Raw genomic sequence first — 12,050 nt, 5'->3', positions numbered from 1 at the left:
TGGTGGCCTGCATGCACAAGCTGCTGGTCATCCTCAACGCCATCGCCCGCTCCAAGTCGCCTTGGCGCAACGACTTCACTGCGGTTCAGTAACGGGTTCATCAAGATGGTTGCTGTGCTGTGCTTTTTGGTGTGTGGTTGGTCAGGCGCGGGGCAGCTCGACGCGCCAGGCGTCGTAGCCGTACACCCAGTCGGCATTGCCCTGGGTCTTCATCCACTGGTTGCCACGCGATCCGATCTGGATCTGCGCCGTGCGTTCCCGGCGCGCACTCTCGTAGGTCTTGAGCGCCCGTTCGGCGTCGGCGCGTGTGGTCACTCCCGCCAGACAACGGCCCAGCACCACCGCGTCTTCAATGGCCATGCCCGCGCCCTGCGCCATAAAGGGCAACATGGGGTGGCAGGCGTCGCCCAGCAGGGTGACCGTGCCCACCGACCATTGCGGCAGCGGTTCGCGTTCGTACAGCGCGCTCTTGAGCGTGGTGTCGCAGGCGTCCAGCAGGGCGCAGGCGTCGGGGTGGAAGTCTTTGTAAAAGCTGCGCAGTTCGTTCACGTCGCCCTCACTGGTCCAGGACTCTTCGGTCCAGCTGTCCTGCCCGGTGGTGGCGAAGATGAAGGTTTCCCGGCCTTGGTTGAGCGGGAAGGTGACGATCTGGCTTTGCGGGTTCGGCCCCCACCATTTGGTGAAGGCTTCGATCTCGGGTACGTGCTTCACGCGCTCGGTGGGCACCACGGAACGGAACGAGACCACGCCGGTGAAGCGCGGCGACTCTTCGCCGAACAGCGCGGTGCGCACGCGCGAATGGATGCCATCGGCGCCGATCACCACGTCGAAGGTCTCTTGGTGGCCGTCTTCAAATGCCAGCTGCACGCCTTTGTCGTCCTGCGTCAGGCTGCGGATGCGCTGAGCAAAGCGGATCTGTTCGATCGGGAACTGCTCGGCCAGCGCGGCAAGGATGTCAGCGCGGTGGATGGTGATCTGCGGCGCCCCGTATTGCTGCTCGGCCACGTCGCCCATGCCCAGGCGCGAGGTTTCCTGCCCGGTGTCCCAGTCGCGGCTGATGCGGAAGGTGGGGCGCGCGCCAAGCCGGCGCACGGAGGCCCCGGCGCCCAGCCCGTCGATGGCGCGCACCACGTTGGGCGTGAGGTTGATGTCGGCGCCCACGCGTGAGAAGCCTTTGGCCTGCTCGAACACCGTCACGTCGTGGCCCTGGGCCTTGAGGGCGATCGCCGCCGCCAGGCCACCCACGCCACCGCCGGCGATGCCGATCTTCAATGCACTTGTCATGTGTGTCTCCGTATGCAAGTCAGAAAACCCCGGGGAACGACCCGCCGTCGAGCAGGATGTTCTGGCCGTTGATGTAGCCCGCGTGGGCGCTGCAGAGAAAGGCGCAGGTGCGGCCGAGTTCGTCGGGTTCGCCGAAGCGATGCGCCGGGTGCTTGGCCAGGCGCGCGCTGCGCACCTCGTCCACACTGCGGCCTTCGCGCCTGGACTGCGCCTCGAAATTGCCGGCCAGGCGTGCCGTGTCGAAGGTGCCAGGCAGCAGGTTGTTGATGGTCACGCCGCGCGCCACGGTGCTGCGCGCCAGGCCGGCGACGAAACCGGTCAGGCCGCTGCGCGCCCCGATGGACAGGCCCAGCCCGTCCACCGGCGACTTCACCGCGCTGGAAGTGAGGTTGACGATGCGGCCCCAGCCGCGTGCCATCATGCCATCCACCGTGGTCTTGATGAGCTCGATGGGCGCAAGCATGTTGGCGTCGATCGCGCGGTGCCAGGCGGCGGTGTCCCATTGGCGGAAATCGCCCGGCGGCGGGCCGCCCGCGTTGGTGACCACGATGTCGAAGTCCGGGTGTGCCGCGAAGATGCGCGCGCGCCCTTCGGCGGTGGTCACATCGGCGGCCACCCACTCGGCACGGCCCGCCCCCAGCGTCTGGAGCCGCCCGGCGGCTTCGCGCAGAGGTCCCTCGGTGCGGGCGACGATGACCACGTCCACCCCTTCCTGCACAAGAGCATGTGCGCAGGCAAAGCCCAGACCGGCGCTCGCGCCGCACACCAGGGCCTTCTTGCCCGTCAGTCCCAGATCCATTCAAGCCTCGCTTTGCAAAGAAGCCGCCGCCCGCAGGTCCACGTCCAGACGCGCCCAGGCGTCGATCTCGACCGTGAGTTCGGGAAACACCAGTGCGCTGACAGCGACCAGGGTGGAGCTGGGGTAGGTGCCTTCGAAAAAGTCGTGGCGGGCACGGCCGACAGCGTCCTTGTCGGCGATGTCGGTGACGTAGACCACCGTCTTGACGATGTTGTGTTTGTGGCCGCCGGCGGCGCGCACCAGCGCTTCCAGTTTGCGCAGCACCACCAGGGTCTGCTCGTAGGCGCCCAGCGGTTGGCCCTGCGCGGCGGCTTGCTGGGTGGTGGGGTGACCGGTCATGCCGGACATGACCACCTCGTGTCCCAGGCGCCAGGCGTTGGTCCAGCTGGCGCCGGGCCGGTCGGGCACCTCGGGGCAGGTCACGCGCTGCGGTGCGTCCATGCTCACTGCCCGCCCGCGCGCACGCGCTCGATGATGCGTTCGCGCACCGGCACGAAGTCGTAGGTGGCGTAGACCTCGGTCTGGAAGACGCCCCAGGCCGACCGCTCCAGTTCCACATTGACCGCGCCCAGCCGGTCGGGCGGCACTTCCAGCGTGACGATCTGGCCCAGGCCCATGGCCACGGTCCAGGACACTACGCGCGTCCCTTCGACCGGAAAACGGTCCCACCAGCCGCTCGCCTTCAGGCGCGCCTGCACGTCGTCCAGCGTCAGGCCTGCGTGGTGCTTGAGCACGATGGTCAGCAGCAGATGAGGCGAGGTGTTGTTCGCGTTCATATCCGCCCTCAGCTGTTGGCCCAGGGCATGGGCTGTTCGTTCAGGCCGATGTAGAAGCTCTTCTGGCTGGTGTATTCCAAGATGCCCAGGCGGCCCTTCTCCTGGCCGTAGCCGCTCATCTTCACGCCGCTGAAGGGCGTGCTGATCGAGAACAGCTTGTAGGTGTTGACCCAGACCGTGCCGGTCTGCAGCGCGCGGCCGATGCGCCAGGCGTTCTTGAAGTCGCGCGTCCAGATGCCCGAGGCCAGGCCGAACATGTTGTCGTTGCACTGGGCAATCAGGCCGGCCTCGTCCTGCCAGGGCAGCAGGGCCAGCACCGGGCCGAAGATCTCGTCCTGGCACATGCGCGCGCTGTTGGGCAGGCCTTCAAAGATGGTGGGCAGGTAGTAGCTGCCGGCGTCGTAGAAGCCGCCGCTGGGCCTCTCGCCGCCGCACAGCACGGTGCCGCCTTCGTCGCGGCCCAATTGCACGTAACGTTCGATGCTGGAGCGGTGCCCCATGTTGACCAGCGGGCCCATCTGCGTGTCTTCGCGCGCCGGGTCGCCCACGCGCAGCTTCTTCACGCCGTCGAGCAGGCGGCGCTTGAACTCGTCGTACAGGCTGGCGTGCACGAAGGCGCGCGAACCGGCGATGCACGATTCGCCCGAGCTGCTGAAGATGCCGTAGAGCACGCCGGCCACAGCATGGTCCAGGTCGGCGTCGGGCATGACGATGGTGGGCGACTTGCCGCCCAGCTCCAGCGAGGTGGGCATGAGCTTTTCCGCCGCCAGGCGCTGGATGCCCAGGCCCACGGTGGTGCCGCCGGTGAAGGCGATGCGTTTGATCAGCGGGTGCTTGACCAGCGCGTCGCCGACCACGCTGCCCTTGCCCGGCAGCACGCTGACGATGCCGTCGGGCACGCCGGCCTGCTGGCAGATCTTGGCCAGCTCGATGGCCATGCGCGGCGTGATCTCGGCCGGCTTGAACACCACGGCGCAACCGGCCGCCAGGGCGGGCGCGAGCTTCTGCGCCTCGCTGGCGATGGGGCTGTTCCACGGGGTGATGGCACCTACCACACCTAGCGGCTCGTGCACGCTCATGCTCAGGTAGTCGCCGCGCGCGGGGGTGATGGTGTCTTCCCAGGTCTCGGCCGCGGCACCGAAGAACTGGAAGGTGCCGGCCGCGCTGGCCACCAGGGCGCGGCATTCCTTGATGGGCTTGCCGTTGTCCAGCCGCTGCAGTTGCGCCAGCTCTTCGGCGCGCTCGCGGATGCCCTGCGCCACGCGGTACAGGATGCCGGCGCGTTCGTGGTGTTTGAGGCCGGCCCAGGCGGGCTGCAGCCGCGCGCGTTCGGCTGCCTGCACGGCCTCGTCCACATCGGCGGCGGTGGCCGCGTGCAGGTGGGCCACGGTGCTGCCGTCGTGCGGGTATTCGGTGGTGTATTCGGGGCCGGAGGCGTCGCGCCAGCGGCCGCCGATGAAGCTCTGCAGGTGTGCGGTCATGGCGGGCTCAGATGGTCACGGCGGCGCCGCGGTTCTGCAGGAAGCGCAGGGCCGACAGCACGGTCAGGGCCGAGGTCTTGGGGTTGTCGGGCAGGGGTTTGCCGCGCATGGTGATCTGCATCTCGCCGAAGGCTCCGCGCACGTCGATCTCGTGGATGTTTTCGGTCACGGTGGGGTCGGCGATCAGGCGCACGCGGGTGGCGTCCAGGCCCATCCCGGCGAGCGACACGGTGGCCGCCACGTTGGCGTTCTTGGGGTAGAGGCGGGCGGCGTCGCGCGCTGTGCCTTCCAGGATCACGGTCGGTTCGGTGATGCGGTCCAGATCGGCCACCTGTTCGGCCGGCGTGCCGCGCCAGCCGGTGGGCGGCTTGCGGCCGGTGTAGGTCACGCTGTCCAGCCCGGCGATGCGGGCGGACGCGATGGCGTCCACCCCGCCGATGGCACCCGACAGCAGGTGCACCTGGGTGCCACCGCGCGCGGCCGCGTCGGCCAGCGCCTCGGGCAGGCCGGGTTCGGACAGTGCACCCACTGATAGCACCGCGCATTCGACGCCCCGGTTCAGGGCCGGCAGCACGTGGTCGGTCAGGGCCGCGTGGCCGGCGCACTCCAACACCAGGTCGGTGTCGGGTGGCACGGCTCTGACCACCTGGGCCGCGCCTTGCAGGTGCTGCTCCGCTTCGGCGCGGTGCGCGTCGGGCACCACGACGTGGGTGATGCGCACGCCGGCATGGCCGGCCATGCGCGCGAACAGGGTGCGACCGATGGCACCGAAACCAATCAGAGTGACGTTCTGCATGTGCTGGGGCTCCTGCGTGCGCGTCACTTCTTGGGCGGGCCGGCGAACTTGGCGGCGAACGGCCCCCAGGCGTCCATGTCCACCTCCAGCACGGCCGGTCCTTGCACGGCGATGGCTTCGCGCAGGGTGGCGGCGGTGGCGGCCGGATTGCTCAGGCGCCAGTGCGGCACGCGCATGGAGGCGCAGAACTGCGCGAAGTCGGGCGTGTGCAGGTCCACGTAGCAGTGGCGGCTGCCGTAAATGTCGTCCTGGATGTTGCGGATCACGCCGTAGCGCTGGTCGTTCATGACGATGAACAGCACGTTGGCGCGCTCCTGCGCGGCGCAGGCCAGTTCGCCCACGTTGAGCATGAAGCCGCCGTCGCCGCACAGCGCCAGGGTCTTGCGGCCCAGGCCGTGCTGCGCGTCGGCCACCGCGGCGCCGATGCCCATGGCCAGGCCCTGGCCGATGCCACCACCCAGGGCATGCACGCCAGCGCGCGGGTGGTCCAGCGCGGGTTCGCGGTTGCCCCACATGGTGTTGGACAGGGTGATGTCGCGCACCCACCAGATGGCCTTGCCCGCCACTTCGCCGACCGCGTTCTTGAGTTTCACGTAGGGGCCGAGTGCGCCGTCGATCAGCGCCACCGCGGCGCCGCGCGCCTGCTGCACGTCGCGCGTGAGCTGCGGGTCGATCTGCATCCGGCCTTCCAGCCGGTCGGCCAGCGCGTCCAGCGTGAGCTGCGCGTCGCCCTGCACGAACAGTTCGCTGGTGTAAGCGCGGTTCTCGACCAGGGGGTTGGCGTCGATGCGGTAACGCGTGGCCGGCAGGTGCAGCTGGTAGGTCAGGGTTTCGTTGCTGCGCAGGCGCGAGCCCACCACCAGCATCGCGTCCAGCGTTTCGTAGAACTGCTCGACCGGCTTTTGCAGGTTGTAGCTGCCCAGGGTGTTGGGATGGTCTTCAGGCACGGTGCCACGCCCCTGCACCGAGGTGACGATGGCGAAGCCCATGTCGGCCAGCCGCCGCGCGGCCGCGCTGGCACCGCGTGCGCCGCCACCCAGCCAGAGCAGCGGGCGCCGGGCCTTGAACAGGCGCTCGGCCAGCGCATCGACCAGCGCTGCGTTGGGTTGCACCGGTGGCACGGCCACGGGCGCGATGTCGGCCGGCAGGTCCACCAGCATCTTCTGCACGTCGATCGGGATCTCCACGCTCACCGGGCCGCAGGGCGGCGTCTGCGCGATGCGCACCGCCTCGCGCAGCGTGGCCAGGGCGGTCTCGGGGTTGCGGATACGAAACGCATCCTTGCCCACCGACTGGAGCATGGCCAGTTGCGCCGGGTGTTCGTGGATGAAGCCCAGGTCGCGGTCCAGGAAGGGCGACTCGATCTGCCCCGTCAGGTGCAACAGGGGCGTGCCCGCGGTGATCGCCTCCACCAGCGCGCCCGCTGCGTTGCCGCAGCCGGTGCCCGTGCTGGTCACGCACACGCCCAGGGTGCCGCTGACACGGGCGTAGGCGTCGGCCATGTTGCAGGCGCCAGCCTCGCCGCGTGCAGACACGAAGCGGATCTTCTGGCGCCGGTGGAAGGCGTCCAGGATGGGCATGTTGTGGATCGAGATCACGCCGAAGGCGGCCTGCACGCCACAGGCTTCGAGGAAGCGGGTGGCCAGTTCGCCAACGGTGATGCGGGTGGGTTGCGTGCTCATGCGGCTCTTGGTTCGGTGGGTTTGGATGACCAGGCACCGCGGTTGGGCAGGTGGCTGATGCGTTCGGTGAGCTGTCGGGCGGCACCCTGGACCTGTTCGACCAGGCCGGGCAGTTCGGTGTCGTTCACGCGCTGGGCGGGAACGGTGATGCTCAGCGCCGCGACCACTTCGCCGCGGTCGCTGAACACCGGCGCGCCAATGGTGGAAATACCGGTCTCAAAACCGCCCTGGCTCACGCCGTGGCCTTCGGCACGGTGCTGGCCGATCAGCGCCACCAACTGGTCCAGCGTGGTCGGGGTGCGCGAGGTGTAGGCCGGCAGCGGGTCGTCCGGGTAGAGCTGACGGAGGGCGACGCGGTCGAGGTTGGCCAGCAGGATGCGGCCCAGCACCGTGGCGTGTGCCGGCAGGCGGGCGCCGACCTGAATGGAATGGAACATGGCGTTGCGGCTAGCCGCTTTGGCGATGAACACGACGTCGCGTCCGTCGCGCACCACCAGGTGGGCCGAGTAGCCGCAGCGGTCGCGCAGGTCCTCGATCACCGGGCGGCCATGTTCGGTCAGCTCCATCGAGGCCAGGTATTCGAAGCCCAGGCGCAGCACGGCCAGGCCCAGCTTGTAGTTGCCGCTGTCGCCCACGCTTTCGACAAAGCCACCCTGCTCCAGCGTGTAGAGCATGCGGAACACCGACGCGCGCGGCAGGTCGAGCCGGCGCGAGAGTTCGGCGCCGCTGAGTTCGCGGTCGTCGCGGCTGAACTGCATCATCAACTGCAGGCCGCGCTGCAAGGCCGGCACGGTGTATCGGTCGTCGGCGGACACAGGGGATGAAGAGGCGGCAGCGGGAATGGTCTTGTCGGTCATGGTGTTCACTCGGCGGAGGGGGAGGGAACCAGCCCCGTCAGTGCGTTGACGGCATCCGCTGCTTCGAGCGGGCAGGCGTGGCCGACCGGTCCCAGGTCCTGCCGATCTTGCCCGACGCTGCGGGCCACCGCCTCGCAGGCCGCCGCCGGTGTGATGGTGTCGGCACTGCCGCTGGCCACGCGCACCGGACACGCCACCTGCTGCAGGTCGGCCAGCAGGTCGCCCTGGTCCAGCAGGTGTGCGGCCTGGGTGTAGCCACCCACGTGGATGCGCGCCATGGTCTCGCGCACGGCGTCCACCAGGGCCGGTGGCGCCGCGGGCGATAGCATGGCCGCGCCGCGCGCCTGGGCCATGCCTTGCGGGCCGAGCTTGGTGAGCAGCGCCAGCCGATCGCCCAGCTTCTGTTCGCGTTCGGCGGTCGGGGCCCGACCATATCCCCGGGCCGGCGCCAGCAGCACCAGCCGCTGTACGCGGACCGGCTGTAGCCGTGCGGCGCGCGCCACCATCAGCGCACCCAGTGAATGGCCCAACAGCGTGACCGGGGCGCGCACACCCAGCGCATCCAGCCAGGCCCACAGGCGGGTGGCGTAGTCGGTGGCGTCCGGGGCTTCCGGCACCAGCGGCGTGCTCTCGCCGTAGCCCGGCGCGTCCCAGGCCAGCACGCGCACGGCTGGGTTCGCCCGCGCGGCCGCCAGCTGGAACGCCCAGCTGCCCGAGGCCGAGCCGATGCCGTGCAGCAGCACGTGCGTGACCGCCGTGGCCTTGCCGGCCTCGCGGTACGCCACGCGCACGCCCTCTCCCAGCTCGGCGAGCCGGATCGGGTGCTGCAACAGGAGGTCGGAAGGGGTCATGTGAAAAGAGGGTGTGCAACGAGAGAAGGGCTTGAACCAGGGGGATCGCGGAACCGGCTTGGCCGGGCCGCAGGTTCCGTCACCCCTCGAAGCGCCGAAGGCGCGCCACAGAAGGGGGGAGCCGCGCAGCGGCGCAGGGGGAGCTCACCGCTTGATCTTGGCCAGCGGCGAATCGGGCGGGTAGGTCGGCGTGATCGGGCGGGGCGAACCCAGCATCACGCACATCAGTGCGTCTTCGTCGCCGATGTTGTGTTCCTCGCGGTACACGCCGGGCGGCACGGAAATGAGGTCGCGCTCGCCGACCACCGTCTCCCAGCGCTGACCGTCCTTCTCGCAGACGACCTTCATGGCGCCGCGCATGACGAAGAAGATATCTTCCACGTCGTAGTGGATGTGCGAGGGGCCAATGTTGCCGGCCGGGACCACCATGGTCGAGAAGGTGAAGTGGCCCGAAGGCACGGTGTTGCTGTCCTTGGCCACGCCGGTGCCGCCGGTCCCCACGTAGCGCATCTGGGCGCGGCGGTACTTGGGGTCGAAATCGGCCTGGAACTTCAGCGCGTCCCAGTCGTAGCGGCGGGTGGACTTGCGCGCCACGCGCGTCTCCATCCACTCGGCAAAGCTCTGGCCGGGCTGCTGCAGCATGCCGGCCTGGATCTCGGCCTCGGGCGGGATGTTGGGGTCCATCAGGCCGCGTTCGTTGAACTGGGGCTCGTTGGCGGCCAGGGTCTGGTGGGTGATCTGTGCGTTCATGGTGTGTTTCCTTTTCAGTTCATGACGAAGCCGCCGTTGACGGTCAGAAACTGTCAGGTGATGAAGCCGGCTCCCCGCGTCAGCAGGAAGAGCGCGGCGGCGTTGACGTCGTCGGGGATCTGTGGGCGCTGGATGGCGCGTCCCTGCAGGTAGTGGTCGTGGCGGGCCTGCGGGATGTACTCGGTCGCTTCCACCAGCGTCAGGCCCGGGGCGATGGCGTTGACGGTGGTGCCGTCGGCCCCCAGTTCGCGCGCCAGCGAGCGGGTCATCGACACCACCGCGCCCTTGCTGGCCACATAGGCCAGCAGCCGCGGCGCACCCCAGAGCGCGGTGTCGGACGCGATGTTCACCACGCGCCCGCTGCCGCTGGCGGCCAGGTGCGGGCGGGCGGCCGCGGTCACCAGCCAGGTGCCCCGCACGTTCACGTCCATCACGCGGTCCCAGGTGTCCACGGTCAGCTCGTCCAAGCCTTTGCCGCCCGAGTTGGTGATGGCCGCGTTGTTGATCAGCCCGTCCAGCCCGCCCAGTGCGGCGGCGGCCGCGGCCACGCCGTCGCGGATGGCGGCCGGGTCCATCAGGTCCATGGGCACGTAGTGGGCGGCGGTACCCAGTTCGGCGGCCAGGGCCTGGCCGCGCTCGTGCAGCACATCGCTGATGACCACGCGCGCGCCGGCGGACACCAGGGCGCGGGCAAAGCTCTCGCCCAGCCCGCGGGCCGAGCCTGTGACCAGCACGCGCCGGCCCTGCAACTGGATTTCGGTGGTCATGGCTGGTCTCCCGCCAAGGGCAGCGAAGACACGAAGTGGTGAGCGTGGGGGCACATGTCCGGTTCAGCGTTGGGCAGAGGGCAGGTAGTGCAGCACGCGCTTTTCAGCGATCACCACCGCGTAGTAGGCGACGATGCCGATCACGGTGAGCGCACCGATGACCACGAACACGCCAGCCGTGTTGCCCTGGCCTTCGAAGAAAGTGAGCAGGTAGCCCAGACCCATGTTGCCGCCGACCAGTTCGCCCACCACCACGCCGATCACCGCCAGCGTGCTGGCGATGCGCAGACCCGAAAAGAGTGGTGGCAAGGTGGTCGGGAACTCGACCATGCGAAAGATCTGGAAGCGAGTGGCCGAGAACGAGCGCGCGAGGTTGGTCAGATCGCCGTCCATGGCGCGCATGGCCGACAGCACGTTGATCAGCACCGGGAAGAACACGATCAAAACGGCCACCAGGATCTTGGGGTACATGGTGTAGCCCAGCCACATCACGAACAGCGGTGCAAACGCCACCTTGGGCGCGATCTGCAGCGCCAGCAGGTAGGGCGAGAGCACGGCTTCCACGCGCGGCGAGACGCCCAGCGCATAGCCGATCAGCGCACCCAGCAGAGACCCGAGCACGAAGCCGATCACCACTTCGGCAGCCGTGATGCCGGCGTGCCAGAGCAGGCGCTCGGCCTCCCAGATGCGGGCGCCCTCGGCCAGGACGGCTGACAGCGGGGGCAGCACGAACTCGGGCATGCCGACCAGGCCGGGGCCATACTCCCACAGGATCAGGAAGACCACCAGAACGCCGAAGCTCCAGGTGGCGGTGACCAGTTTCTCTTTGTGCACGTCAGGACTCCGTCTCGTCACGCAGCGTGGGCATTCACTTGCTCACGAACTGGTTGGTGTAGAGGTCCTTGAGCGGCGTCTCCTTGGGCACCACACCGTTGGTCACATAGAACTTCTGCAGTTCGGCCAGTCGGGCTTCGTCCATGGTGCCGGGCACCTTCTGGCCGGCGTAGACGTACTTGTTGAACAGCTCGAAAGCCTTCTGGATGCTGGCTTCCTTGCCCTTGTGCACCGTCACGTGGTTGACGTAGGCAGCGGTCGCGGCCTTGGGGTCCGCCATGATGTCTTTCATGCCCTTGAGCGTGGCGCGCACCAGCTTCTGGATCAGTTGCGGGTCTTTCTGGATCACCTCGTCCGAGGTCAGGATGGCCTGCGCCATGCTCTTGAAATAGATGTCGGCCGGCAGGATGTCCACCTGGGCGCCGGCGTCCATCGCGCTTACCGTCCAGTCCGGTACACCGGCCATCGCGCTGGCCTTCTTGGCGGCGAACTGCTGCCACACGCCGGCCGGGCCGGCGGCCTGGATGTTCACGTCATTCTTGGTCAGGCCCACCTTGCTGAGCATGCCCAGCAGCGCGTAGTACGTGGTGTCGGTGTAGGCCAGCACGGTGACCGTCTTGCCCTTGAGTTCGCGGGGGCTTTCGATGCGCTCATCCTTGTGGCTGACCAGCTGGGTCAGCGAACCCGAACCCAGCACAGCCACTGCCTTGACCGGGATGCCCTGGGCGCGGGCGATGATGGGCGTGTCGCCGATGGCGCCACCGATCACCGCGTTGCCGGCGCCGATCTGCTTGGCGACGTCCACGCCGCCGCGCGCGGTGACGAAGTTCACCTTCAGGCCTTCCTGCTCGTAGTAGCCCTTGGCCTGCGCCAGCATCCACGGGCCAAAGGCCGGCAGCGTGCCGGGCGCGGGCAGCAGGTAGGTCACTTCGCGCAGTTGCGCCTGCGCCGCCAGGGGGGCAGCCAGGGCGGTGGCGGCCAGCAGGGCCAGGCAGGTGCGGCGTGTGCCGGCGAGGGTTTGCGAAAGCTTCATGATCGTCTCCGGAGGTGTGTGGGGAAGCGTTGGGAAGGGGCTGGGCGCGGTCAGTGAACGTCGGCGTTGGCGTCGAGCTTCAGAAGATCCATCAGGCGCGCGACGTAGTCGCCGACTTCGTGGTGCTTGCGGCGCTGCAT

13 protein-coding genes are annotated in these 12,050 nt (G+C 68.7%); all 13 read right to left on the bottom strand.

The genetic code is table 11. The features are described from left to right. Nucleotides 1-141: 141 nt before the first annotated feature. On the bottom strand, nt 142-1,284 hold the full coding sequence (locus ACR2JA_RS15305) for an FAD-dependent monooxygenase (RefSeq protein WP_434009939.1): 1,143 nt from the start codon (nt 1,282-1,284) through the stop codon (nt 142-144). 19 nt (nt 1,285-1,303) lie between these two features. After that, nucleotides 1,304-2,083: an SDR family oxidoreductase gene (locus ACR2JA_RS15300; RefSeq protein WP_434009938.1), complete on the bottom strand. Its 780-nt coding sequence runs from the start codon at nt 2,081-2,083 to the stop codon at nt 1,304-1,306. Beyond that, on the bottom strand, nt 2,084-2,524 hold the full coding sequence (locus tag ACR2JA_RS15295; RefSeq protein ID WP_434009937.1) for a RidA family protein: 441 nt from the start codon (nt 2,522-2,524) through the stop codon (nt 2,084-2,086). It abuts the gene before it with no gap. Between the two features lie 2 nt (nt 2,525-2,526). After that, nucleotides 2,527-2,859 carry a hypothetical protein gene (locus ACR2JA_RS15290; RefSeq protein WP_434009936.1) on the bottom strand — a complete coding sequence of 111 codons (333 nt, stop codon included), beginning with the start codon at nt 2,857-2,859 and terminating at the stop codon, nt 2,527-2,529. Nucleotides 2,860-2,867: 8 nt separating this feature from the next. Continuing rightward, nucleotides 2,868-4,340: an aldehyde dehydrogenase gene (locus tag ACR2JA_RS15285; RefSeq protein WP_434009935.1), complete on the bottom strand. Its 1,473-nt coding sequence runs from the start codon at nt 4,338-4,340 to the stop codon at nt 2,868-2,870. A 7-nt stretch (nt 4,341-4,347) separates the two neighbouring features. Beyond that, nucleotides 4,348-5,136, bottom strand: coding sequence for an aspartate dehydrogenase (locus ACR2JA_RS15280; protein WP_434009934.1), 789 nt, complete (start codon nt 5,134-5,136; stop codon nt 4,348-4,350). 23 nt (nt 5,137-5,159) lie between these two features. Then, on the bottom strand, nt 5,160-6,818 hold the full coding sequence (locus ACR2JA_RS15275; protein WP_434009933.1) for a thiamine pyrophosphate-binding protein: 1,659 nt from the start codon (nt 6,816-6,818) through the stop codon (nt 5,160-5,162). After that, on the bottom strand, nt 6,815-7,675 hold the full coding sequence (locus ACR2JA_RS15270) for an IclR family transcriptional regulator (protein WP_434009932.1): 861 nt from the start codon (nt 7,673-7,675) through the stop codon (nt 6,815-6,817). The genes ACR2JA_RS15275 and ACR2JA_RS15270 overlap by 4 nt, the downstream gene beginning before the upstream one ends. A gap of 5 nt (nt 7,676-7,680) precedes the next feature. Further along, the gene (locus tag ACR2JA_RS15265; RefSeq protein ID WP_434009931.1) at nt 7,681-8,526 is read right to left on the bottom strand and encodes an alpha/beta fold hydrolase; all 846 of its coding nucleotides are present in this window, start codon (nt 8,524-8,526) and stop codon (nt 7,681-7,683) included. A 144-nt stretch (nt 8,527-8,670) separates the two neighbouring features. Continuing rightward, nucleotides 8,671-9,168, bottom strand: coding sequence for a cupin domain-containing protein (locus ACR2JA_RS15260; protein WP_434009940.1), 498 nt, complete (start codon nt 9,166-9,168; stop codon nt 8,671-8,673). Nucleotides 9,169-9,329: 161 nt separating this feature from the next. Next, the gene (locus ACR2JA_RS15255; protein ID WP_434009930.1) at nt 9,330-10,043 is read right to left on the bottom strand and encodes an SDR family oxidoreductase; all 714 of its coding nucleotides are present in this window, start codon (nt 10,041-10,043) and stop codon (nt 9,330-9,332) included. Between the two features lie 63 nt (nt 10,044-10,106). Beyond that, complete coding sequence (locus ACR2JA_RS15250) at nt 10,107-10,877, bottom strand: ABC transporter permease (RefSeq protein WP_434009929.1); 771 nt, start codon at nt 10,875-10,877, stop codon at nt 10,107-10,109. Between the two features lie 34 nt (nt 10,878-10,911). Continuing rightward, a complete protein-coding gene (locus ACR2JA_RS15245; protein WP_434009928.1) occupies nt 10,912-11,910 on the bottom strand; it encodes an ABC transporter substrate-binding protein in 999 nt (332 codons plus the stop codon). Nucleotides 11,911-12,050 lie beyond the last annotated feature (140 nt).

The sequence above is a fragment of the Hydrogenophaga sp. genome, assembly GCF_051007235.1.
Lineage (GTDB): Bacteria > Pseudomonadota > Gammaproteobacteria > Burkholderiales > Burkholderiaceae_C > Hydrogenophaga.
This window is presented reverse-complemented; position numbering and strand designations above follow the sequence as displayed.